Annotated in this window: 18 protein-coding genes and 2 pseudogenes; 7 read left to right on the plus strand and 13 right to left on the minus strand. The window is 61.2% G+C overall.

Annotated elements, in window-relative coordinates:
* Positions 1-96: 96 nt before the first annotated feature.
* Positions 97-303 carry a hypothetical protein gene (locus ACSKB8_RS22645; protein WP_091898377.1) on the minus strand — a complete coding sequence of 69 codons (207 nt, stop codon included), beginning with the start codon at positions 301-303 and terminating at the stop codon, positions 97-99.
* An 85-nt stretch (positions 304-388) separates the two neighbouring features.
* On the opposite strand from ACSKB8_RS22645, the gene ACSKB8_RS22650 reads away from it, so the two are divergent.
* The 3 genes and pseudogenes from ACSKB8_RS22650 (at position 389) to ACSKB8_RS22660 (ending at position 3,120) form a co-directional block, all read left to right on the plus strand.
* A complete protein-coding gene (locus ACSKB8_RS22650) occupies positions 389-1,015 on the plus strand; it encodes a MarC family protein (RefSeq protein ID WP_370991042.1) in 627 nt (208 codons plus the stop codon).
* Between the two features lie 164 nt (positions 1,016-1,179).
* Positions 1,180-1,299: pseudogene (locus tag ACSKB8_RS22655) on the plus strand (class II aldolase/adducin family protein); the annotation flags it as partial.
* Positions 1,300-1,332: 33 nt separating this feature from the next.
* Positions 1,333-3,120 (plus strand): chloride channel protein, encoded by a 1,788-nt coding sequence (locus ACSKB8_RS22660; RefSeq protein ID WP_438106480.1) that lies wholly within the window; start codon positions 1,333-1,335, stop codon positions 3,118-3,120.
* A gap of 11 nt (positions 3,121-3,131) precedes the next feature.
* Here the strand turns inward: ACSKB8_RS22660 and ACSKB8_RS22665 are convergent, their stop codons facing one another.
* Positions 3,132-3,389, minus strand: coding sequence for a DUF2798 domain-containing protein (locus ACSKB8_RS22665; protein ID WP_091898414.1), 258 nt, complete (start codon positions 3,387-3,389; stop codon positions 3,132-3,134).
* A gap of 302 nt (positions 3,390-3,691) precedes the next feature.
* Between ACSKB8_RS22665 and ACSKB8_RS22670 the strand changes: the two genes are divergently transcribed.
* A complete protein-coding gene (locus tag ACSKB8_RS22670; RefSeq protein WP_091898371.1) occupies positions 3,692-4,096 on the plus strand; it encodes a hypothetical protein in 405 nt (134 codons plus the stop codon).
* A gap of 1,023 nt (positions 4,097-5,119) precedes the next feature.
* Here ACSKB8_RS22670 and ACSKB8_RS22675 read toward each other — a convergent pair.
* The 3 genes from ACSKB8_RS22675 to ACSKB8_RS22685 form a co-directional block, all read right to left on the minus strand.
* Positions 5,120-6,490, minus strand: coding sequence for an HlyD family type I secretion periplasmic adaptor subunit (locus ACSKB8_RS22675; protein WP_438106482.1), 1,371 nt, complete (start codon positions 6,488-6,490; stop codon positions 5,120-5,122).
* Positions 6,491-6,499: 9 nt separating this feature from the next.
* Positions 6,500-8,203: a type I secretion system permease/ATPase gene (locus ACSKB8_RS22680; RefSeq protein ID WP_438110635.1), complete on the minus strand. Its 1,704-nt coding sequence runs from the start codon at positions 8,201-8,203 to the stop codon at positions 6,500-6,502.
* An 85-nt stretch (positions 8,204-8,288) separates the two neighbouring features.
* On the minus strand, positions 8,289-13,082 hold the full coding sequence (locus ACSKB8_RS22685) for a beta strand repeat-containing protein (protein WP_438106483.1): 4,794 nt from the start codon (positions 13,080-13,082) through the stop codon (positions 8,289-8,291).
* A 985-nt stretch (positions 13,083-14,067) separates the two neighbouring features.
* Between ACSKB8_RS22685 and ACSKB8_RS22690 the strand changes: the two genes are divergently transcribed.
* Entirely contained in the window at positions 14,068-14,379 is a 312-nt protein-coding gene (locus tag ACSKB8_RS22690; RefSeq protein ID WP_143035689.1) for a hypothetical protein, read from the plus strand.
* Between the two features lie 204 nt (positions 14,380-14,583).
* Here the strand turns inward: ACSKB8_RS22690 and ACSKB8_RS22695 are convergent, their stop codons facing one another.
* Together ACSKB8_RS22695 and ACSKB8_RS22700 are read right to left on the minus strand one after the other, a co-directional pair.
* On the minus strand, positions 14,584-14,805 hold the full coding sequence (locus tag ACSKB8_RS22695) for a hypothetical protein (RefSeq protein ID WP_438106485.1): 222 nt from the start codon (positions 14,803-14,805) through the stop codon (positions 14,584-14,586).
* Between the two features lie 187 nt (positions 14,806-14,992).
* On the minus strand, positions 14,993-15,736 hold the full coding sequence (locus ACSKB8_RS22700) for a hypothetical protein (RefSeq protein WP_438106487.1): 744 nt from the start codon (positions 15,734-15,736) through the stop codon (positions 14,993-14,995).
* A 537-nt stretch (positions 15,737-16,273) separates the two neighbouring features.
* Between ACSKB8_RS22700 and ACSKB8_RS22705 the strand changes: the two genes are divergently transcribed.
* The gene (locus tag ACSKB8_RS22705; RefSeq protein WP_438106488.1) at positions 16,274-16,612 is read left to right on the plus strand and encodes an H-NS histone family protein; all 339 of its coding nucleotides are present in this window, start codon (positions 16,274-16,276) and stop codon (positions 16,610-16,612) included.
* A 466-nt stretch (positions 16,613-17,078) separates the two neighbouring features.
* Here the strand turns inward: ACSKB8_RS22705 and ACSKB8_RS22710 are convergent, their stop codons facing one another.
* The 6 genes and pseudogenes from ACSKB8_RS22710 to ACSKB8_RS22735 form a co-directional block, all read right to left on the minus strand.
* Positions 17,079-18,278: an IS256 family transposase gene (locus ACSKB8_RS22710; RefSeq protein ID WP_438106490.1), complete on the minus strand. Its 1,200-nt coding sequence runs from the start codon at positions 18,276-18,278 to the stop codon at positions 17,079-17,081.
* Between the two features lie 799 nt (positions 18,279-19,077).
* Positions 19,078-19,260 carry an N-acyl amino acid synthase FeeM domain-containing protein gene (locus ACSKB8_RS22715; protein ID WP_438106492.1) on the minus strand — a complete coding sequence of 61 codons (183 nt, stop codon included), beginning with the start codon at positions 19,258-19,260 and terminating at the stop codon, positions 19,078-19,080.
* A 210-nt stretch (positions 19,261-19,470) separates the two neighbouring features.
* Positions 19,471-21,201, minus strand: coding sequence for a GAF domain-containing sensor histidine kinase (locus ACSKB8_RS22720; RefSeq protein WP_438106494.1), 1,731 nt, complete (start codon positions 21,199-21,201; stop codon positions 19,471-19,473).
* 438 nt (positions 21,202-21,639) lie between these two features.
* Complete coding sequence (locus ACSKB8_RS22725) at positions 21,640-22,071, minus strand: transposase (RefSeq protein WP_438106495.1); 432 nt, start codon at positions 22,069-22,071, stop codon at positions 21,640-21,642.
* Positions 22,016-22,234, minus strand: a pseudogene (locus ACSKB8_RS22730) (hypothetical protein); the annotation flags it as partial. The pseudogene ACSKB8_RS22730 and the gene ACSKB8_RS22725, both read right to left, overlap by 56 nt.
* Before the next feature lie 411 nt (positions 22,235-22,645).
* Positions 22,646-23,317: a cupin domain-containing protein gene (locus tag ACSKB8_RS22735; protein WP_438106497.1), complete on the minus strand. Its 672-nt coding sequence runs from the start codon at positions 23,315-23,317 to the stop codon at positions 22,646-22,648.
* Between the two features lie 157 nt (positions 23,318-23,474).
* On the opposite strand from ACSKB8_RS22735, the gene ACSKB8_RS22740 reads away from it, so the two are divergent.
* Positions 23,475-24,113, plus strand: a complete 639-nt coding sequence (locus tag ACSKB8_RS22740) for a DedA family protein (protein WP_438106499.1) — start codon at positions 23,475-23,477, stop codon at positions 24,111-24,113.
* The last annotated feature ends 204 nt before the right edge of the window (positions 24,114-24,317 follow it).

Consider the following 24,317-nt stretch of genomic DNA (forward strand, 5'->3'; position numbering starts at 1 on the left):
TCACATGGGAAGGCGTCGCCTCCCTCAATCCTCAGGCGATCAAAGCCCCTTGAAAAACGAAAGTTCCAAACTGCAACCGGCGCTCACGGCGATCTCTCAGGTTGGATGCTTGTAGGGATCCTCCTGCCGTTGCCGGGCCTCGGTGTTGCGGTCGAGCTGCGCGCGTTCGCTGCGCCGCAGGCGTCCGGCCTTCATCACGCCGTAGACGAGGACCGCGCCGAGCAGGAAGGCTCCGATGAACCAGAGCCAGAGCAGGTTGGCCGAGAGATGGCCGAGCAGCATTCCGATTCCACTGTCGCTCATTGATCGCCTCCAGTGATTTCCAAAATGGTTCTGCCGGGCTAAGTCAGTCCGCCTGCCATCGTTCCTTCCGCGGAGCCCCCGAGACATGATCGATTTCGCCCTGTCGGCCTTCGTGACGCTGCTGCTGGTGGTCGACCCCGTCGGCCTTGCGCCGGCCTTCCTGGCCGCCACCGCCGGCATGCCCGACAAGATCAAGCGAACGGTCGCGTTGCGGGCGCCGCTGATCGCTGCCTCGATCCTGGTCGTGATCGCGCTGGTCGGAAACGGCCTGCTCCGCCAGCTCGGGATCGGCATTCCCGCCTTCCAGATCGCCGGCGGGCTGCTGCTGTTCGGCGTCTCGTATCAGATGATCTTCGGTGACCGTCCGCATCGCGAGGCCCGGGAGGCCGACAAGGCGACATCCGAGCATGCCTCCGATGTCGCGGTGTTTCCGCTCGCCATTCCCATGATGGCCGGCCCCGGCGCGATCGCGACCACGCTGCTGCTGGCGGGCGATGCCGGCTATGGAGCGAGGCTCGCGATCATCATCGCCGTGGTGCTCTCGGTCTGCCTGCTCTGCATGCTGTGCTTCGTCTCCGCGAGCCTGATCGCCCGCACCCTCGGGCGCACCGGAAATGCCGTGCTCTCGCGCGTGCTGGGCATGTTGCTCGCCGCCTATTCGGTGCAGTTCGTCATCAACGGCATTGCAGCCGTTCGGGCGAGCCTGTCGTAGGGGGGCGGCAATCTGCTAATTTGTTGATTTTACGGTTCATTTCGAGGAGCCGCGGATCCGTCGGTAAGATGGCGCCCGATCAGGTCGCTTTCGCTTGCACTGCGACATTGCTTTGCCGTACTTCCCCTCTGACGTTCATCGCCAAGAAGCCGAGAAGAATCGAGATGTCGATGACAGCGGACGAGCTCGACAAGAGACAGGCCATCATCGACGCCTGCCGCCGCATGAATGCGCTCGGCATCCACCAGGGCACCTCTGGCAATATCAGCGTCCGCATGGCCGACTACGGCCGGTCGGAAGGGTAGGGCGGGCAGAAGGTGTTCGTTCGAATCAAACATCTGATCGATAGCAAGAGGACGAACCGCACCATGGTTCGGCTGCGTGCCCTGCTACGCAGCAACGAGTTCTACCTGATCCCGCTCGCGCTCGCGATCGGCACGCTGGCGGGCGCGATCGTGACGCTGATGGCCGAGATCGCCCAGATCGCGCACGTCGTGATCTATGGCATTCCCATCGATGTCCGCCTCTCGTCCAATGCGAGCGTCAGTCCCTGGGCGGCGCTGATCGCGCCGGCGCTCGGCGGGCTCTCGCTCGGCATCATGGAATGGTCGCGGCGGCGCATGAAGATCTCGAACGCGGTCGACCCGATCGAGGCCAACGCGCTGCGCGGCGGCAATCTCTCGATGCGCGACAGCCTGGTGGTGTCGAGCCAGACCTTGATCTCCAACGGCTGCGGCGCTTCGGTCGGCCTCGAAGCCGGCTATACCCAGATCGGCTCGGGTATCGCCGCGCTGCTCGGCAAGTTTTTCAATCTCCGCCGCAACGATATGCGCCTGATGGTCGGCTGCGGCGCTGCCGCCGCGATCGCGGCGGCGTTCGGCGCGCCGATCACCGGCGCCTTCTACGCCTGCGAGCTGATCGTCGGCGTCTATTCGGTCGGCAGTGCCGCCCCGATCCTGGCGGCCTCGCTCGCGGGCGCCCTGACCGCGCAATGGCTGGGCGGCGCGCCGTACTCGCTGGAGATACCGAAGGTCAGCGCCGTCGGTGTCGAGCAGTACCTGGCCCTGATCGGGCTTGCCCTTGTCACCAGCGGCGTCGGCATCGCCGTGATGCGCTCCTCGCCGACGTTCGAGCGCCTATTCGCCTGGATGCCGGTCTGGCTGCGTCCGGTGATCGGCGGCCTCATCGTCGGCGGCTTCGCGATTGTCACGCCGCAGGTGCTGGCCGCCGGCCACGGCGCCATGGTGCTCGATCTCTTTCATGACATGACGATCGGCCTGATCGCGCTGGTCATCGCCCTGAAGGTGACGGCCTGCCTGGTCTCGCTCGCCTCGGGCTTCCGTGGCGGCCTGTTCTTCGCCTCGCTGTTCGTCGGCAGCCTGATCGGCAAGTTCTTTGCCGCGCTGCTGCTCTTGATCAGCCCGAACTTCGTGATCGATCCGCTGGTCGCGATGCTGACTGGCATGGCGACGCTCGGCGTCGCCATCGTCGGCGGCCCCTTGACCATGTCGTTCCTCGTGCTCGAGATGACGCGCAATGTCGACGTCACCGCCGTGGTGCTGGCCGGCTGCATCGTTACCTCGATCTGCGTCCGCTTCATGTTCGGCCACTCCTTCTCGACCTGGCGCCTGCACCTGCGCGGCGAGACCATCCGCAGCGCCAACGACGTCGGCTGGCTGCGTAATCTCACCGTCGAGCGGCTGATGCGCTCGGACGTCGGCAAGGTGCCGTCGACCACGACGATCGCGGCCGTGCGCCGCGAATTCGCGCTGGGCTCGCGGCCTGGTATCGTCATCGTCAATAATGCGGACGAATATGTCGGCCTCGTCCTGCTGCCCGACCTGTTCTCCAGCGATCTCGACACTATCGCCGACGAAATCCAGGTGATCGAGCTCGCCCGCCTGATCGACATCGTGCTGATCCCGGAAATGAACGTGAAGTCGGCGATGGCGGTGTTCGACGAGGCCGAAGCCGAGATGCTGGCGGTGGTCGATTCCACCGACAGCCGCAAGGTGGTCGGCTTCCTCACCGAGAACTTCGCGCGCCGCCGCTATGTCGAGGAGATCGACAAGGCGACGCGCGGCGTGCTGGGGGCGCTGTCGTAGGGGCGCTCCGGCTATTGGCCTGGTTGAGGTGGGGCGGCGACGAGGCAGGCCACGATCCGGCGGACCAGCGGCAGCACCACGAGCAGCGTCGGGAAAGCGACGAGCCATGACAGCCCCCAGGCGCCGGGCCAGGTTGCCAGGAAGGCCGGCGTTGCGCCGAGGCTTCGCAGCGTCGAAATGACTGACACCACCGCCGTCATGAGGATGGACAGCACGAATGGCATCACGATCGGCGCATAGCGCGCCGGCAGTTTACGAACCGCAATCATCTGATTTCTTTCGAGGAAAAGGACGCGTCGATCACGTTGAACCTTCGAAAATGGCATCGATTCCGACGGCGTCGGTTGATGCGTTGGTTCACGTGACACGCTTACGGCGACCGAAAAACGGCGCGGCTGTTCATTATCCGCTCAGGTTGGATGGTTCAAGCTGGATCTGATCGTTCGGTTTACAATCGTTCAAGGCGTGGCAGATCGCCGCGATCAGGAAACCATTTCAGTGGTTTGCGAGTTACGTGTCGTTGCTTATGTCGCTTTGGCGAGAACAGAGGCGAGAATAGAGGAAGGTCAAAATGAGCGAAGGACCGATGATTCCCGCAGCCCGCCGCAACATGGTCCTGGCCGCGTTCGCAAGCCTGGCAATGGTCGCAGCCCCCGTATCGCCCTCGGCAGCGGCGTCCTCAGCACCGGCCACGGCGGTGTCCGCAAAGAGTGTCACGGCAGGGCAGGGCTCCTCCGACGTTACTGATTTCAGCGCCGCCCGACGCCGCCATTACTATCGACGCGGGCCGAACGCCGCAGGTCTCGCCTTCATGGGCATGGCGGCGGGTCTGATCGGAGGCGCGATCGCCGAGAGTCAGCGCCGCGAGTACTATGAGAACCGCTATTATTATGGCCCGGGTCCTTACTACGGCGGCCCGGGCTATTACGGCGGCGGTCCTTATTACGGTCCGCGCTACTATTACCAGCCATATTAAACGATCGTTTTCGTCTTAAGCGGTCGTTTTCGCCCAAAAGGGGTGGTGCTTTGCACCGCCCCTTATTGCTGTGTCGCCCCTCAGTCAATCCCAGCTCGCAAAAATATTCACCTTTGCCGAAATTCGGATTTGTCGTATGTGTCGCCCATCCCGGCTCACCCTTGAGGGGCGATCATGTGTCGTGATGATCGTAGAGTTGGGCTTGCGGTGGACGCGGCAGCGTCGGGCGCGAGGCTAAGGGCAGGGCGGATTGCTCTCCGTGAGCCCTAAAGTTTCGCGCGGACGGACGGCGCTGTCAGGTTCGTCGCGCCAGCATTTCGATGGCAAGGTGCACAACGCCGTCGAACCCTGTGGCGCAGGCGAACCGCGCGTACGGCAAAACCGTGTGGTCCTTGCTGCAAGCGCTATCTTTGGCCGCGCGAAATTGGCTTAAATTGAATGATTCTCAATAACCTAGAGAGCATTTGCCTACTGAAGTCACTCAGGAGACTTCTGCCGAGGTGCTAACAGGCCTCGGCAAGGCAAAGGCCAATCAGAGAAGGCATTGGAGATCAGTAGGCAAATTGAAGCTGTCAGCAAGGCATTTGCAGCTTGCAAACCCGCTATAGAATACGCTTGGACGACCACAACATCCGAAGAAAATGCCAAGGTAGCTGAGAAGCTACGCGCCGCGGGGCAACTCCTTCTCATCGGGATCCAGGAAGCCGGTCCCCTTGTGCGATGAATGTCGCATGGTCGACTTCGTTGTTAAGAACGATTGACGCATCGACTTCACTGCCACGCATGCTTTTGCGCGTTGGTGCGTTTCCGCACCGGCGTTTAGGACCACTTGCCGTCGGCGATATTGCACGCGGCTTGATCGGCTTCCATTTTGGTGGTTTCTCGCCTGCAAGCAGCTTCTTAAGTTGCGAGCATAGCAGCTGCTGCGGCCGGCACTGGAGTGGTTTAGATCTATGAAGGCCGCTAAAAGGATTTGGCCGCGTCGCGGCTGTTGCTGCCTCTTCGATCACCCGCGCGGTCGCGTTATTTCTGTCGGAACGATTGATTGAATGACATTGCGAGCGGCCCGACGATGTACTCGAACGCGGTTCGTTGAATGGTCGGGATCATAACAGTCGCCGGCATCCCAGGATACAAGCGAATGTTCGGCATGCCCGTCAGTTCAGCCTGGTTAATCCGGACAAAGGCCGTGTAGTACGACGCATTCGTCTTTGGATCAGTGAGGCGGTCGGCCGAGACCTGAATGACGTCGCCATGAATGATTGGGACAATGCGCTGCTTGTAGGCGGTGAGATGGACTTCAGCCCGCATATCGGGATGCACGTCGCCGATGTCCTCGACGGCAATTTGTGCTTCGATGGTGAGTGCGTCCTCAGCCGGCACGATATCGAGGATCCTATCGCCGCGCTGGATGACGCCTCCGACGGCGAATACGCTCAATCCCACCACCCGGCCGGTATAGGGCGCCCGAATTTCCATGCGACCAAGTACCGATTTTGCACTCAGCGCCTTCGGAATGACCTCGAGCAATCTGGCCTGCGTGTCGCGCAGATCCTTGGTGACATCTGTCATCCGATCATTGTCGAGTTGGGCGATCTGCTGCTCCTGTTCGGCGATCGCCTGGCGCGCCTTCGCGATGCTGGCTTTTGTGTCGGCGATCTGGCCTTCCAAACCGTACGCCGTTCGCTCCAGCTGGAGAATTCGCGGGCGGGCAATCAGGCCTCGTTCAACAAGCGGGGCTATATCTTGTGCCTCGTTGCGGACAGAGTTTATTTGGTCGGTGAAAGCCTTGACCTGAGCCTCCGCGCCCACGATCTGCGACCCAAGCTGGTTGATCTTCTCGCGAATGACGCTTCGTTGCCCCTCGAGTGACGCTCGCCGACTTTCGAACTGATTATGCTGACCGCTCCAAACGCTTTTGAAATAGGGGTCATCAGAGCGCGCTCTCAAGTCGTTCGGCATAGCCAGCTCGGATTCATGATCGAGCTCCGTCAGGAGCCGCACTTCCGTCGCACGAAGCACGGCGTATTGTTGCGTGAGTACCTCGTACTCAGCACGAGCCTGCGTATCGTCCAGGACGATCAGGACATCACCCGCCAGCACCCGTTCCCCTTCCCGAACGTGCAATTCCTTGACAATGCCGCCGTCGAGGTGCTGGACGCTCTTGCGGTTGCCATCGACCTTGATGACCGCATTGGCAACCACGGCGCCGTTAAGCGGCGCCGTCACCGCCCAAGTGCCGATACCGCCAAAAAAGATGACGATGATCAGCCATCCCGTGAGCGCCACGCCACGAATGGAGTCGTTCGGCGCATTCTCCCTCGACCGCTCGCTCGTCCAGTCCGGCGCCGCAGCGAGTTGTTTCGATCGGCTTGCAAATTCCAACAGGGCCATGGCCACGTCCTAACCCGCCGTTTCACGGACCGTGTGGACCGGTACAGGCCGCGTCAGGCGGGCCAGGATCTCGGCACGTGGTCCGAACATCTCGACGACGCCTTCGCGGAGCACCAGAATCTTGTCGGCCACGCCGATGGTGGCCGGCCGATGGGAAATAATCACCACTGTCGTTCCGCGCTTCTTGAGTTGCATGATGCAATCGGCGAGAGCGGCATCGCCGTCCGAGTCCAGATTCGAGCTCGGCTCGTCAAGCACAACAAGGCTGGGATTGCCGTATACCGCCCGTGCAAGACCAATACGCTGACGATAGCCTCCGGACAGGACCGCGCCGCCTTCCCCAACATGGCTGTCATAGCCTTGGGGAAGTCGCAAGATCATGTCGTGAACCCCGGCCATACGCGCCGCCAAGATGATCTGTTGATCTGCCCCGGCATTGAACCGGCAGATATTTGCCGCAACGGTGTCGGCAAACAGTTCGACGTCCTGCGGCAGGTAGCCGAGATGGCCGCCGAGCGAGGTCTTGATCCAGGTCGAAACATTGGCTCCGTCGATGCGAATCGTGCCCGCCGATGGGGCCTGCACGCCCACGATGTGGCGCGCGAGTGTGGATTTACCGGCGCCGGACGGGCCGATGATTCCGAGCACTTCGCCTGGTTCGATCTGAAAGGTGACGCCCCGGAGGATCGGCTTCGCAACACCTGATGCGACGCAGGACACCAATTCGAGAGACAGGCGGCCCTCCGGTCTCGGCAGCGTGAGCAGGGCTTCCTGCGCGTGATGAGCCGCCAACAGCTCGCGCAGACGCAAGAATGCACCGCGCGCCGAGATCAGTCCGCGCCATGATCCAACGATCTGCTCCACCGGCTGCAAGGCGCGGCCAAGCAGGATGCTTGCGGCAAACATCGCCCCGGCGGTCGTCAGCCGCTCGATCACGAGGTAGGCGCCGAGACCAAGGATCAAGGATTGCATTGCAAGTCGCAGAAAGCGGATCAGGCTCTGCATTGTGGCCGCGCGATCGCTTGCGACCGCCTGGCGCTCGAGCATTCGGTTGCGATCGCGGCTCCAGCGCTTCAAAAGCCCTGCCGTCATGCCCATCGCGCGCACCACTTCAGTGTTGCGCAGGCTCATCTCCGTGAAATTGTAGTTTCGGCTTGCCGCCTCATTCGACTCCGACAACGGCGACTTGACGATCCATTCGTTGAGGACGGCCATCAGGATCAGGATAATCGAACATGCCAGCGCAAACATGCCCAGCGCGGGATGCAAACCAAAGATCACCACGATATAGATCGGCGTCCAGGGCAGATCGAGGATGGCATGAACTCCGGTGCCAGTGATGAACTGGCGGAAGGTGTCGAAATCGCGCAGCAGATGGCTGCGCGCACCGCCGGTAGCGCGATCGATGATGGCGGTCATGACATTGGGCGCGATGTCGCGGTCGAGACGGAGGCTGGTGCGCGTCAGCACCCGAGCGCGTACCGTGTCAAGGCCTGCGAGGGTCGCGAGTGCCAGCAACAGCGCAATCGTGAGCATGACCAGGGTAATTTCGCTGGCGCTCGAGATGACCCGGTCATAAATCTGCAGCATGTACAATGGCCCGGCCAGATAGAGCAGATTGATCGCCAGGCTGAATAGAGCTGCGGTGACGAAGGGCCCCTGAGAGGGCTTCAGCAGGCGCCGCAGCTGATCATGTGTTTGGGACGGGGTCATCAAATCCGGTACCTCGGAAAGCGCAGAATGAAATCGTCGCAGCGCGCATCGCCCGGAACGCCGGCAGCTGGCACTTGCATGCTGCTCAGGCGACGTGGTGCGGGTCATAGAAGATCGTGGTTCCACTCGTTGCGTCTCCTTTCGTGGTGAAACCTGTCGGATCATATTGGCCGAGCAGCACGATGTTCGCGGTGTGAGCGCCATCCGACACTGTCAGGGTGCCGCCGGTGCCCGCCTGGTTCCCGACGAAGCTCAGGGTCATCTCAGCACCAAAGCTGACATCCTTGAGATCAATATCATCGTCAGCTGTCAGTCCGCTCACCGTTCCCGTGAAATGGAAGGCATCGTCCAGGACCAAGTGGCCGGTGGCATCTGCATCCAAGATGACATCGACGCTGGAAGCCGCTCCAAACTCGATCGTGCCGGTGCCGCTGATCTCCGCGTCACCGGAGCCGCTGACCTCGCCGAGCGCCGTAACGCTGGCACCGTTCGCCCATAACAGACCCGTATTGGCGACCGCGCTGTTGATCAAGAGACCGCCGCTGCCGGTGGCCTCCAACGTCCCGGCGTTCGCGATCACGTTGGTCCCGGTGTCGATCACCAGCGCATGGCTCCCATTGGCGAGGATAGTGCCCTCGTTGCTGAGCGTCAGGCTGCATTGCCCCAGCTGGCCGGCTCCAGAGATCGTGTTGTCGACGTTGTCGAGGATCACGTCCGACGCCGTACCGGCGATGATGTTGTGGTCATCATCCGACAGAATGACATGTCCGGCGCCCTCCAGCTTGAGACCGGTCTGGATGAGTTGCGGCAGCGTGTCGTTGCCGCATGCCTGCAACTCGATGGTGCCGGTGTTGTCGACGATGCCGGAGAGCGGCAGCATCGCGCCATCGCCGACGGTCATCGCGCCCGGGTTCTGGACGGTCGGGCTGACATCGAATTCGAAGTTCGCCTCCGTCAGGTCCGCCGTATGCACGCCATCCAATATAATCGTCTGGCCGTCGCCCAGCGTGATGACGGCATTGCCGTTGGCGTCATCGGCGCTGTGGGCCTGAACATCGCTGAAGCTCTGCCAGCCGTAGCTGATCAGGTCGACGACGTCGGACGAGACGTCAAAGCTGTAGACCTTGTCGTTCCCGATCGGTTGCGAGAACACCAGGGTGTCATGGCCGCTTGATGCGGTCAGCGTATCGTCGCCCGACCAGGCGAAGATGGGCGAGCCTGGGGCGTAGGCTTCCAGATTGTCCAGGATCGTCGCTGTCCCGATGCTGCCATCCGCATTGGTCCATTGCTCTGCCACGTTCAGCACGAAGGCCCCGACGTAGTCTGCGGCGGTCGTGACGGTCAGCGAGCTGAGATTGCTCGTTGTGATCGACCACGAGCCATCTGGGTTGTGGGTAGTCCCACTGATCCAGCACCCCTCCAGCATCCCGGTGATGGTCAGCGTCACCTCTGCCATTCCTCCAGTCGGGTCACTCAAGCCGAGGTTGATGGGCGATCCAGCGACACCGGCCGGAGCCGAGAATTTTGTGCTCCCGCCGCTTCCACCATTAGTGTTGAAGGTCACGGCATCAAATACAGTGGTCGAAAGGTTGGCATTGTCCGTCACGACCGCGCTGATCTTATGCGTGTCGTTGTTGATGGTCGCAAACGGAGCCAGTCCATCTGTAAACGTATGAACATAGTTGCCGTTCACGATATCAGCCGCGGTGAACGTGTAGATCAGGACTGGCTGGTTTGCAGTGCCACTCCCAGAAGGTGTTATCGTGTCAAACAGCTGAACCGTCTTGATGCCGCTCGCATCGGACGCCGCCACCGTGAAGGTGGAGGTCTGATGGCTCTGGCTCAATGCATGAGATACCGAGGCGGTCGGCGGCGTTGTATCCGGTTGCGTCACGGCAACGCTGAAGGTCTGCTGACTGCTCAGCGTGCCATCGGATGCCTGCACGGTTACGGAGTAGCTGTGAGATGATCCGCTGCCGGCATAACTTATCTTGCTCGGATCGGCGACGGTCACCACGCCGGTGGTCGCATTGATGGCAAACCCGCCATTGGAGGTGTCGCCCACCAGGCTGTAGCTCACCGCCGGCCCGTTGACATCAGTTGCCGACGCGGTGAGGCCGACGCTCGTTCCCGCCGCGGCGCCCTCGGCCACCGTGTTGGTGGCCGCATTGCCATCGACCGGCGTTGACGGCGCCACGTCCGTCACGGCGATGCTGAAGGTCTGCTGGCTGTTCAGCGTGCCATCCGAGGTCTGCACCGTCACAGAATAAGCGTGACTCGCCGCGCTCTCGTAATTGATCTTGCTCGGATCGGCGACAGTGACTACGCCGGTGGTCGAGTTGATGGTGAAGCCTCCGCCTGAGGTGTCGCTGGCCAGCGCGTAGGTCACCAAGGGTCCGTCGACATCTGTCGCCGACGCGGTGATGCCCACCGTCGTGCCGGCCGCGGCTCCTTCAGCCACGGAGTTGGCCGCCGCATTGCTGTCGGTAGCCGTTAATGGCGCATCGTTGATGCCGGTGATCGTCACCGTCACGGTGCCTGTGGCGGTGCCGTCCTGGCTGGTGACCGTGAACTGGTCCTGCACCTGCTGTCCGGCGGTGAGCTCGTTGTGCGCGCCGTTGCCGGTGTAGCTCCAGGCGCCGTTGGCATCGATGCTGAAGTCGCCATAGGCTCCTTGCACGTTGGTCTGCGCCACGACGTGGGCTTCGCCGCTGTCGGGATCCACAATCGTCAGCTGCCCGGAGGCGTTCAACGCGGCGGCGGTGTCGCCCTCGGTGACGGACTTCGAGTCCGAGCTCACGGTGGCAGCATCGTTGGTGCCGGTGATGGTCACCGTGACGGTGCCGCTGGCGGTGCCGTCCTGGCTCGTCACCGTGAACTGGTCCTGCACCTGCTGGCCGGCGGTGAGCTCGTTGTGCGCGCCGTTGCCGGTGTAGCTCCAGACGCCGTTGGCATCGATGCTGAAGTCGCCATAGGCTCCTTGCACGTTGGTCTGCGCCACGACGTGGGCTTCGCCGCTGTCGGGATCCACAATCGTCAGCTGCCCGGAGGCGTTCAACGCGGCGGCGGTGTCGCCCTCGGTGACGGACTTCGAGTTCGAGCTCACGGTGGCGGCGTCGTTGGTGCCGGTGATGGTCACCGTGACGGTGCCGCTGGCGGTGCCGTCCTGGCTCGTCACCGTGAACTGGTCCTGCACCTCTTGGCCGGCGGTGAGCTCGTTGTGCGCGCCGTTGCCGGTGTAGCTCCAGGCGCCGTTGGCATCGATGCTGAAGTCGCCATAGGCTCCTTGCACGTTGGTCTGCGCCACGACGTGGGCTTCGCCGCTGTCGGGATCCACAATCGTCAGCTGCCCGGAGGCGTTCAACGCGGCGGCGGTGTCGCCCTCGGTGACGGACTTCGAGTCCGAGCTCACGGTTGCGGCGTCGTTGGTGCCGGTGATGGTCACGGTGACGGTGCCGCTGGCGGTGCCGTCCTGGCTCGTCACCGTGAACTGGTCCTGCACCTGCTGGCCGGCGGTGAGCTCGTTGTGCGCGCCGTTGCCGGTGTAGCTCCAGGCGCCGTTGGCATCGATGCTGAAGTCGCCATAGGCTCCTTGCACGTTGGTCTGCGCCATGACGTGGGCTTCGCCGCTGTCGGGATCCACAATCGTCAGCTGCCCGGAGGCGTTCAACGCGGCGGCGGTGTCGCCCTCGGTGACGGACTTCGAGTTCGAGCTCACGGTGGCGGCGTCGTTGGTGCCGGTGATGGTCACCGTGACGGTGCCGCTGGCGGTGCCGTCCTGGCTCGTCACCGTGAACTGGTCCTGCACCTCTTGGCCGGCGGTGAGCTCGTTGTGGGCGCCATTGCCAGTGTAGCTCCAGACGCCGTTGGCATCGATGCTGAAGTCGCCATAGCTGCCGTGGACATTACTCTGCGCGACGACATGGGCTTCGCCCGTGTCCGGGTCGGTGATGGTGAGCTGGCCGCTGGTGTTGAGCGCCGCTGCGGCATCGCTCTCGGTGACGGACTTGGAATCCGAAGAGACGGTTGCCGTATCGTTAGTGCCGGTGATGGTCACCGTCACCGTCTGGGTAGCCGTCGAGCCGTGGCCGTCGTTGATCGTCACCACGAAGCTTTCGGTAACGTTCTGGCCCGCGGCTAGATACTGAGCAGCCGAATCGTTAAGCGCATAGTGCCATTGCACCGAGCCGCTGGCGGCATTGGCCGGCTCGTTGACAGGATCGAGCGAGAAGGTGCCGAGCGAAGTGGTATTGAAAGAGGCTGCCGCGAACGAGGCCGAATGCGTGTCGCTGAGATCGGCGTCGTTGAAGCTGATGGTGCCGGCCGCGCTCTGCGAATCCGAGAGATCCGGCGTGGCGTTCGCGTCTTCTACCGCCGAGCCGCTCTGCGGACTCGATGTGATGAAGACCGAGTTGTTTGCGCCATTGAACTGAAGTGTCACGGTCGCCCAACTGAGCGTGCCATTACCCAGCTGGATAGCGTAGGTGAATGTGTCACTCAGCGTTTGCCCGGTCGCCAGCGCCTGAAGCTGAACGTTGATGTCGCCCTTGTCGTAATGAACGGTGCCGTCCGTTTCGATCCAGATGCGTGCACCGAGGGCGCTGCGGTCACCGGTTGCGGCCATTCCGGCGGCATCACCGCTGTACGCCACATCTTTGACCAGCAGGTCTGTCGGTGCGTAGTTCTTAGTGGACGAGGAGGCGCTCGTTCCATCGTCCAGGGAGAACAGCGTCTTTGCCGCGCCCCCAAGATCATTTGCCAGCACATTCAAGATGAGAATGTTGCTGGCGTCTTCCGTAAACGAGAAAATGTCGGTGTTGGCTTGCGGAGTATTTCCGAAAGAAACCGTGCTGCCGCCGTCCGTTGTTTGCGTCGCCATAGCTAAATCCTTTGGGTGATACGTCCGCGTTCACGGACCTGGACAAACTGCACAATTGCGCGGTGATGGTCGGCCACTGCCTTCCCTGCACTGCTGAAGTAAAGTTCTGCGCTGTCGAGCATGACTGTCGTCGTGCTCAGGGCTGCGAAAATGTGCAAGAAAAGCATGTGAAGACCTCAAGCTTGTTTGGAGCTAGCGTCGCTCCGAACGCGCAATAGGGTGTCGCGAGCCAGTGTCGCGGCCTGACAGAAGCAAAAGCTGGTCTCAAGCGCCGAACCGTACGCGACAGCTGACGGACCGTGCGCAAACGGCACGCTGAGCTCGATTGGAGGATCGTACGCTGACGGAGACGAATTCGAAATCGCCTGAAGACCGGCTTCAATTCGAGCCCGGCTGAATATTGTCTGGAACTCCCACACAAAACGTGCGCGCTTCATTCATAGCCCTCGCTGCAGAGTAGAGAGCGTCAGCGCAAAATCAATTCACGCAACAGCGTTCGCTGGGACGAATGACTTGTCCGCCCATGAGCGACGATCTGGCCAACTGCCGCCGAGTTACGGGAAAAGATTTAGAACTGTATCCCCTGCCCATTCGGGGGCGGTCCTGGTCCGCCCACGTTTGCAATTATCGATTTGCAGTATTCCTCCGCTCCAGGAGCGATTTCCGTGATCAGGAGCGATCACGATCATTCGACTCCGGATTAAATTTAAAGCTAAATTAAACCATTGTGCTCGTCCATTTGTTTATTTGCGCGTTCGCATTTAATGATTAATGCATCAAAATCAACAGCAAGGGGCCTCTTGCGCCACCCGTGCCGGACCACACCGGTATCTTACGGAGCTCAGCGATATTATTCCGGGGCTCGAATCCTGCTCGGATTAAAATCGTCGGCTTCCGACCTATGGACGCTATTATTTGATTCGCGATCCCCACTGGGGCATGCCAAAGACTATGCGACCGCATCGTCGTGCCTCGATCGCGATCGATGACCACCCATCAGTCTGCATTTGCCTATGTAAATCATTCGGGTGGCGCATCGCGGGCGCCGATTGGTTCGCTGCCCGTCGGACGACGCACGAACGCAACAGTCGCGCAACACCTTGCACCAACCACGACTGTTAATTTGCGTGCTCGACGCGATTCAGGCTTCCTGCGGCGAAAGCCACCAGATGAGGAAACGACCAGAATGATCGTCCGTGTTCTCGGCGGTGCTGTCGTATTGCTGGTGTCCCTGAGCTCCGAAGCGTTTGCAGTGCGCGATCACAGCTCCGCCTTTCTCTTTTCGTCGACTTCTTAGTTCAAGTCATTTTCTGAGGCACCTGATGTCCAGTACGCGTGAGATTTATGCTTGTGCTGTTCTGAGTAAACGACACCAAGCGCTTGTGGCGGAGCTTAGAGCAGTGGAGACGCTTCTAAGTAAGACTCCGGCATGTAGAAGCGAGAACACTCGGCAAAAGGCGGCGTGCCAAAGCGAGCAGCAGAGCAAGAGCCGTGAACTAATTTAACTCGGCGGCGAGATCGGCCGTCTATTCAGGACAAAGCGGTCGCACGGATTTCCGTTCGACGTTGCACCTTGAAAAACGGCAACAAGCCGATCGCCTTCCCAAAGCTCGACGTCGTGCTCGCCATACATTTGCTCGGCTCGACGTCTCGCCGCCTGCTCGTCAATGCAGTCAAGCTTCGCGGCGCAGATCACTCGCCGGCTGCTGTCGACCACGAACACTTTGTACCGCATGATGGCCGTCCCAACCAAAAGGGGGACCGTCATCGTAATCGAATGTCCGTCTCAGGCAGTGCCAAACTAGGTCCAGACGCGCGGAACCTTTGTACGTGTGGCAATTCGGCTCTACCAGCGTTAGAGCTCATCGATCGCGTGGCGGCGCGTCAGGTACCCTGCCTAGTGTATCGCGCTACCTCAGGGGCCCTAATCTTACCGCTTGCCGAAGCGTGCGGCTCGAGCTTAAGACGGAGAGGCTCCCCAGCGTCATCAGCAGCACGCCTAACCAAGTTGCCGTCCAGCTCCGCGCCTCGTCGCGCGCCTCCCCAATCCGCAAGCCGATCACCATAGCCGGTGGATCGGGCGAAGGCACCGCATCGTTGGCCACCGGCGCGACCGCGAGAAGCTGCTCAACATCGACTTGGCTAGGCATGGAGTGTTCGGGCGTGAGAAGGCGGCTGTGAAGCTCCGGGATGGGCGCCGCCGACGTCGGGGCGGGGACCGTACCGAGTTCGGAAGCGCCATCAGCTACCTTGATTTCGGGTAGAGGCGGCTGAGACCCCTCGGCCGGTGCGGAGCGCAGCAACTCCGCGCGCGCATCAACGACCGCGCTCCGGCTGCGCCGTACAGTTTCGGCGTCCAAACTGGCAACTTGATCTTTGGCCGCGCGGCGACGAATTGGCTTCTTCACCGTCGCGAGCCCCTCGGCCAGAAACCAGCATTTGCGGTGACCGTCCATTCGATAGACCCAATGCTGGCCGTCGGGGGGCGAGTTGCCGGGGCGCCCCAAGCATTCCGGTTGCGCCGGAGAGGTTGGAGCGGGTTCGCGGGGGGTGATATTGAACAACTCGGCAAAAGGGTTCGAGAACGCAGGTGTCCCTGAAAGAACTCCAACAAGGACCAAACTGGCGAAGTAAAATCGCAAATGACCGGACATAGAAAACTCCCGGTGTTGCGCCCCCATCCGGCACGAGCCTTCGCGGCGACATGGGCCCCCATGTGGCTTAAATCTGGCTGCGTGATGAATTAATTGTGCGCTGGCCATCCGAATTAATAAGCCCGCCAGCACTCCTGGGTTGCCAACACGCGGCAGCGCGCTCAATTAAATCGAGCCACCTGCGTTTCGCCGCGCATCGATCCCGCTCGCGCTCCGCGACGCAGGCGTCCGTTCGATCGCCGTCGCTGCGGCAATGTTTGCGCTCATCTCCGCGCCGGCAAGGCAATGCGAAAGCGCAACTGGTCGGGCGGTAAGCTTGTGGATGTCACGATACCGGTCTGCGGGCCCCTCAGCGAGGATTGCCCCTCCGCACCAAATTAAATGCTCCGCCATGATATTACCGCCGTCGTGCCTTTCTCGCCGCTACCTCCCGCATTTAAATGTGGATTGCACGACCAATGTTTAACTGACGTCTTGCCTGCTCCGTCATTCCCGACTTGTCTGCCAGGGCCTTCTCCCAAGAATTCGGATCAAGCCATGAACACCGAGCACTTCAATTCGCTCTCCCTTGACGAGCTCTGGACACTTCACCAACAGGTCGCCACCAGCCTCACTCAGAAACTCCTAGTACAAAAAGCACGCTTGGAGGAACGGCTCCACAAGATTGGACTGGCCAACGAGGCCACACGGTTCGATCGTAAGCGCCGCCCATACCCGCCCGTTCGTCCCAAATATCGCAACCCGAAGAACCCGGCGGAGACATGGTCGGGTCGCGGCAGGCTGCCTCGGTGGCTGCGGCCGCAGCTTCGAGGCGGCGGGAAGTTGGACGACTTCCTAATCGACCAGGCTTCGGTTCAAAAGCGGCAGACAAATTGAGCGCTGCGGTCGCGATCGCGTTGGGAACAAGGCCAACGCACATCCTTTCCTTGTCTGTCATCCGCTTGGCTTATCGATCGACTGAAAGAACACGGGCCAGCGCGGCAGCATCGAACGGGCCGATCCGGCGATCTTCACTCATCCACGGCTTGCGTGGCGGTGGAACGTCTTGCTCAAACGCCGCGTGCGAGCCTATCAGGATTTGCCTTCTGAGATCGTCGCCACGTGAGGTGACCATTCTCAATGGGTTTGCATCGTCCCACCGCTGCCTACAACGTAGTTGAGACGATTTAAGCAGGCATCAATAATCAATTTCTACGCGACAGATCTAGGCCCAGAATTCGGTCAACCAGGGCGGAGCGTGCGATCTACTTGAACTGCGCCAAGAGCCCGGCCCATGATCGTGTCCCCGGGCGTGGTGTAGCTGGCGGTGGGACACCGCGTTCACCGGCGGGAGCCGGGCAGGTCAGCTGGCGATTGCCGGGAAGCTGACGGCGGGATCATCGCTCAATGGGGCGATGGTTTCCAGCGTCATGTAGCGGGCGCGCTGGACGGCCCACTCATCGTTCTGCTCAAGCAGGATCGCGCCGACGAGGCGGACGATGGCATCCTCATTGGGGAAGATGCCGACCACCTCGGTGCGCCGCTTGATCTCGCCGTTGAGGCGCTCGATCGGGTTGGTCGAGTGCAGCTTGGTCCGATGCTGGGGCGGGAAGGTCATGTAGGCGAGTACATCAGTCTCTGCTTCGTCGAGGAAGGCGGCAAGCTTGGGGAGCTTGGGGCGGAGCTGGTCGGCGACCTTGCGCCACTGCGCTCGTGCGGCCTCGGCATCATCCTGGGCGAACGCGGTGGCGATGAAGGCGGAGACGACGCGCCGGCCGCTCTTGCCGGCATGCGCGAGCGCGTTGCGCATGAAGTGCACACGGCAGCGCTGCCAACTGGCATTGAGCACCTTGGCGACAGTGGCCTTGATGCCCTCGTGGGCGTCGGACACGACCAGCTTGACACCACGCAGGCCACGGCGGGCAAGCTTGCGCAGGAATGCCGTCCAGAACGTCTCGGCTTCGGAGGGACCAATATCCATTCCGAGAACTTCGCGCCGGCCGTCACTGTTGACGCCGACCGCGACAATCACCGCGACCGACACGATGCGGCCCTGCTGGCGTACCTTCACGTAGGTGGCGTCGATCCACAGATACGGCCAGTCGCCCTCGATCGGACGGGCGAGGAACGCCTTCACCTTGTCGTCGATCTCACCGCACAGCCGGCTCACCTGGCTGTTGGAGATGCCGCTCATGCCCATGGCCTGCACGAGATCGTCAACCGAACGGGTCGAGACGCCCTGCACATAGGCTTCCTGCACCACGGCGGTGAGCGCCTTCTCGGCCATGCGGCGGGGCTCCAGGAAGCCGGGGAAGTAGGAGCCTTTGCGAAGCTTGGGGATGCGCAGTTCGACCGTCCCGGCGCGGGTCTCCCAGGTCCGGTCGCGGTAGCCGTTGCGCTGGGCCAGGCGTTCGGGGCTCTTCTCGCCATAGGCGGCCCCGGTCTGGCCTTCGACTTCCAGCTCCATCAGGCGCGGGGCGGCAAAGCCGATCATCTCGCGCAGCAGATCCGCATCAGGGGTCTTCTCCACGAGCGTCCGCAGGTTCATCATCTCGTCGGTCATCGGTGGTTCCTCGAATCAGGTTGATGTCAGCAACCCGAATCGCCGGTGACCACCGCAAAGCCGCCCGTCCGCTACGGCGCTATTGGAGGGCGCGCGTACGGACGGCTTTGCTCTACCGAGCTACACCATCACAGGGGACACGACCCCGGCCCATTATTTTTCACCAGGTTATGGGAACGATCGCATCGACGATCTCTTCCCCCGACGTTGCCTAAATCGACGACCTTTTAGGCCCAGCGACGCAATGATCGCGCGCTCGGTCTCGACATTCTGCCGCGAAGTGTCGACATCCCCGCTAGATAGCTCGCCAGCCTCCAATCGCAGGATGCGGTCCTGCGCCATATCGATTATCTTTCGGGGCTGCGCCGCGCGCCCTGGAAAATTCCCATCTGACAGCTGGATCGGGGCGCATACAGGTGAATTCCCCTCCATTCGGCCTGCCTTCCGTCCTGTTCCTCGGTCGCCCTTGACGAGTTTCTAAATCAGCGGAGGTGGCGCCGTGAGTGTGAACCTCGTCAAAGAGAGATATCTGGCCGGCGAGCCGTTGAATTCCTCGGACGTCATGGGCGAGCGTCTGTGTGCCTCGCGCATCCATGCGGTGGCGAGACAGTCCGCTTGCACGTCCAAGACGTCCACGCCTTCCTACCGGCCCCCGCCCGGTACGGACTGTCGGCCTGCATCGCGACGATTCGAGCTCCTGAGGCACACCTGGTCGAAGATCTCGGCACCGTCACCTTCAAGACGGCGGATTCTCAACGCGGCCGGGGCATCGTTTGCTTCATCATGGGATCAGCGAGGATCAATACGCACCGTGGATGCCGAATGTCCAGGCGTTGGGGGCGTCCTCGTACTGGTCGCTGACCATCCCGCTCTCCGACGGCTCGATCAGGCCGGCGTCCAGATAGACCCGGTAGCGCAGCCGCCAGTCTTGCGTCGATCGTCGAGGCCGTGAAAGCGATAGCCGGTGCTTCGCCAAAGGCACGCGCGAACTTTGCCAAGGGCTGCTCCCGGGGAAACCTGCAACCCCTCGAATCGGGCCGACGAGGTCACGAAGTCCCGGAGCTTCACCATCACGTGTGCTGGCGCGCAGTCGGCATCGCCGCGACCTTCCTGATCGGGCTCGGCACCGCGCGGCGTTCAAAGTTTCCGCAAAGCATGGCATTGACCTGAGCCGAACGTTGCTGGCCTAACTCTATCGCGCAGCGTGCTCCAGCGCGTGGCGGCCGATCTCGGTAGAGACATCTGCCTTCGCGGAGAACGGGCTCTCGTTTTCGCTCTCCGTATCCGCTTTCTCAGGCCGCCGGCATTGGCCGGCGTATTCAGCGGAAATGGTCTCGTCTCGCTCTAGAGGCAGGCTGAATTGAAAGACCGCGCCTCGAGTTTCATGCGCGCTCGCCCAAATCCGTCCCCCGTGCGCTTCGACGATCGAACGGCAAATTGATAATCCCATGCCCATGCCACTGGGCTTGGTCGTGTAGAATGGGTCGAAGACTTGCTCAAGGCTCGCCGGATCCAGCCCCGGCCCCGAATCTCGCAAGCTGACGAGCACGCCATTCAGGGCATCTCTGCCAGTGCTGATCAGCAACTCACGCGGCTCCTCGCGGACGGCGCTCATCGCTTCGACGGCGTTGATGATCAAGTTGAGGACCACTTGTTGCAGTTGGACCCGATCTACTCGAATGAGCGGCAAGCCGTCCGCGAGGTGCGTCCGCACCGAGACGCCGTTCTTCACCACTTCACCATGGGTCAGAGCTATGACCTCAAGCACTGCCGCGTTGATCTCTATTTCCTCTCGCCGCGGAGGCGCCTTCTTGATAAGCCCCTGGATCCGACCAATGATCTCGCCGGCTCGCAGGCCATCATTTATTATCCAACCAAGCGTCTGTCGGACCCGATTCAGTTCTGGCGGCTGAGCATCAAGCCAGTTCAACCCGGCCTCTGCGTTGGCGACAACCGCCCCGATCGGCTGCTTCATTTCATGTGAAATCGAAGCCGTCAGTTGGCCCATTGTCGTGACGCGATTGACGTGCGCGAGCTCCATCAGCGCTTCGCGGTAGCGCCGCTCGTTTTCGCGGGCTTCCGCTTCCGCCCGCTTGCGCTCGGTCAGATCGAGCACGAACGCGACGCCTTGGTCTCGCTGTTCATCGAACGCCGCCGAGCCGATCAGCACGGGCACGCGGCTGCCGTCCTTGCGAAGGTACTCCTTCTCAAAGGGTTGCACCGCGCCAGTTCTCTTTAATTCTTCCTGGGCGCGTGCGGTGCGATCGCGCCATTCCAGCGGCGTGAGGTCCGTCCAACGCACAAGACCCGAGATGAGATCCTCGCGATCGTATCCCACCAGACGGAGAAACGTATCATTGGCCTCAAGGAGCCGACCATCGAGCTCCCAGATGTAGATCCCGATGATGTTGGCGTCGACCAGACGCCGGATTTTCGTCTCCCGTTCTTCGAGCTGTCTGTGCTGCGCCGCTAACCTTTGCAAATCAATCTGCACCGCGTCGCGCAACTGATGCAGCAGTCTGAGGTAGGGCTTGCTGTACTCGTTCCTTTTGTTGTCGAGAACGCAAATCGTTCCGAATACCTCGCCATCGGGCCAACTGATCGGTACGCCAAGGTAGGAAATCATCCCCAGCTTGATGTCAGGGTTTGATTTCCACACTTCGTCGCGAAGGGCGTCTGGAACGAGCAGAGGTTGGCACGTCTTCATCACGGTTTCGCAATAAAGCCCCGTGTTAAGGGGTGCGAGCTCGTCCGGTTCGTAGGGGTTCCCTTTGGACTCGCTGGATACGAAAACTTTGATGTTGGGCGGCTCTACTCGCATGATCAAAGCAGAAGGAACGTGCATGATCTCGGCAAGCACGTCCACGACCTCTTGCCATTTATGGATGATTTCAGAAGGTACTTGGATAGAGTTGTAGAGCAACGATTGACCTCACCGAGTGGTCCGCCGCGGACAACGCGGCCAGGATAGCCTTTCGCTTGCCATCGGCGCGCCCAAGCATTTCGGGCAGAAGTCTTGCTCGACATGCCCGCTGGACCTGGAAGCCACTATCGCCATCAGCGCCGAACCGAAAAGACGGACCAAATTGCTGGACTCCGCCGTCAGGCAAAGCCGCTGAGAGGACGCCGATCTTCGTCCGGCCAAGGCGCGCCGAAACCAGCTTATCATAGCTTCGAACAGGATGTCCCGCGAGAAAGGGCGTGCAGGCTGGTTCAGCTTGCGGGCTTTGATCCTGAGCAGGTTCCAATGCTCAACGTCGAGACCCGTCTTGAGAAGCTCGGCGGAACGGGACGCCCCGTTATTCCGAGGTCATCGCGCGCGACGTTGAACCCAACCCCCACAGCCTGATTCTCCGAGCCGTCACCGAAAATGCGGTGACGACCCTGACCCATGCACCTTCTGAGACGCACGGGTCAAGGCGATCAGTTGCTCGGTCGCATTCCTCTCGGCGCGAAACAACTGTCGCCATCGGAGCAGCAACGAGCGCGAAATGCCATATCGTCGCGCGGTCGCCGTAATCTGGCGTGGGGCTTGCAAGCTCTCCAGAACGATCTTGATGTTCTCGTCCTCGGACCAGCGTCGATGCCGACCCCTCTCAACCACATCGAGCCGACCGACTTGGGTGCTGAACTTATCACCGTCCAAAAGGACAGTTCTCGAATACCGCGCCTCATTCGGCAAGGTGGTCTCCGGCGGACGGATACGGCGAGGTCGAGGCGTTGTCCGTCCGTTGTCGTCATGCCCGCCGTTGGACTTCGGGGACGATCGGCAATTTGCGGAGCCGCTTGCCACTCGCCGCGAAGATTGCGTTGGCGACGGCGGGAGCGATGCCGAACGTGCCGGGCTCACCGATGCCGCCAGGCTCTTCGTTACTCTGGATGATGTGAACCTCGACGGCCGGTGCCTCGTCGATGCGCAGCATCTGGTAACTGTCGAAATTGCTCTGCTCCACCCGTCGAAACGCTTCGCAATCAGATAAGATTCCCGGATCGCCACACGTGGTCGCCCGATTGCCTAGCGAAGATGTGATGCCCGCCTAAGCCGCCACCAAGGACCGGCCGGGCTGACGTACCCTAGGGCAACAAACGGATCGTGGTTCGGCACGCATTCGCGGCATCGGCTCGATCGTTCTTGTGCTCCGGACAAGTCACCCAACTCCGGCTCACGGTGGGCGCGTTGCAGGCGAGTACAGCGGTGTAGTGCGTGCCCATCACCCATTTGATCGAGCAGCCATTCGCTCTTGATGAAGTCAGGGAGTTTCTGCTGCAGGCCGCTCGCCGTTGTCTATTGGGTCTTCACTGGTGCACCCGGAAGCACGGCTACCACACCTTCCGGATTGATGTTGAAGACCAGGAATGTCAACGGCTCATCTGCCTGGGTTTCCCCATTGGTGCACGAGGTCGTGCGGTTCATAGATCAAGGACCCCGGTCCCCTTGCTTCTGTTTTGCCGTCGACCGTGTTGGCCCCGGTGCCTGAGAGTATGAAGTATAGAGCTGCGCCTGACCGATGGTGGGGCGGGTTGGAAGGCATCTGCGCCGGAAATGTGACCCGCGTGAGATTGAGATCATAATTACCTGGGTTCAGGTTGGGGATCGGGCTCGCCGTGCGGTACAATTCTCTTACGACGGCAGGTGCCGTCTCGGCAGGCCGACCCAATTCTCCAGCGGGGACGAGAAAGAAGTGGAGAAATATTGACGGCGTCCCACTGCCTGCCGTCAGCGCGGCGGCCTTTCCGTCGGCGATGAACAGCCCTTCTCCGGCATTGAGCATTTTGACCTCGCCACCGAGCACGATCTCGGTCGATCCTGACATCTGATAGAGGATGCCGCTGGCCGCCGCGACGCTACTCCCCTCGTCCGGCTGCAGGGTGACGCTCACCGCCTTGAAATGGACCGGCAGGTTGGTGACGATCGGCAGTTTGGTTGCTGCGATCACTGTTCGTGTTATTGCCGGAGGAGCGGCGGGGGTTTGTGCGGTCCCGGAGGCGGGAAGCGCCATCGCGCCCAGCAACAATAGTCCGGTTGTCCTGAACTGCATGATTGCCTCCCAGGTTCAGCGGATCATCGGAGCATGATACGCTCTCCCAGCGCCACTTGGAATGGCAGGGCACTTGGCGGGAGACAGTGAGCAACGCCGAGCGAAATTCGTGCGGTCGGGGTGAAGTGGAGGAAACTGCAGCGGGCAGTCTTAGAAGATGGACTTTGCCTCTATCTCGAGCTCTCTGATTCGTTTGATCCAGGTCCATGGACCCTGGATCATTTCCGTGGTCGTTGCGCTAGAAAGCGCCGGCGTGCCCCTCCCCGGCGAGACTATCCTTGTTGCGGCCGCTCTCCTGGCCGCCGCCACCAATCAGATCGACATCGTTGTCGTGGTCGCCGCGGCCGCTGCAGGCGCAATCATCGGAGACGGAATCGGATACACGGTCGGGCGCCGCTTCGGAATGCCGCTTCTTCGCAAATACGGGCGATACATTCGCCTGGATGAAAACCGGTTGCTGATCGGTCGATACCTGTTCTTTCGCTATGGCAGCGCAGTCGTGTTTTTTGGTCGCTTTGTCGCGGTGCTGCGCATGTTTGCGGCTTTGCTTGCCGGCGCAAATGGGATGCCGGCGGGTCGCTTTTTCCTCTTCAACGTCACCGGGGGCATCTGCTGGGCGTGTGTCTTCGGCTTCGGTGCCCACGCTGTCGGAACCGAAATCTACAAGATTTCTGAAACGCTGAGCCTCGTGTCACTGGGATTGTTCATTGGTGCCGGATCTGCGCTTTCGATCATCGTGCGGCGATATGAAATTGTGATTCTTCGTCAGGCTCAGCGCGCACTGCCGGATGGCTAGTGCACAAATCGAAACGGACATCCTTTGTTGGTGGCTGAGTGGACATGATCAATTTGTCGGTGCGCGCCCCAGCGCTGGTTGGATCGGCAGGCGATTTAGGCAAGTCGCACGCTTGTGTCGAAACAGCCGAACGCGATCGAGCTGTACCTCCGTTCCGTACCACTTGATGATCCGGTGCGGTTCCTTTGGCGCAGCCCTAAACTA

This window comes from Bradyrhizobium sp. BR 1432 (genome assembly GCF_051547705.1).
Classification (GTDB): domain Bacteria; phylum Pseudomonadota; class Alphaproteobacteria; order Rhizobiales; family Xanthobacteraceae; genus Bradyrhizobium; species Bradyrhizobium zhanjiangense.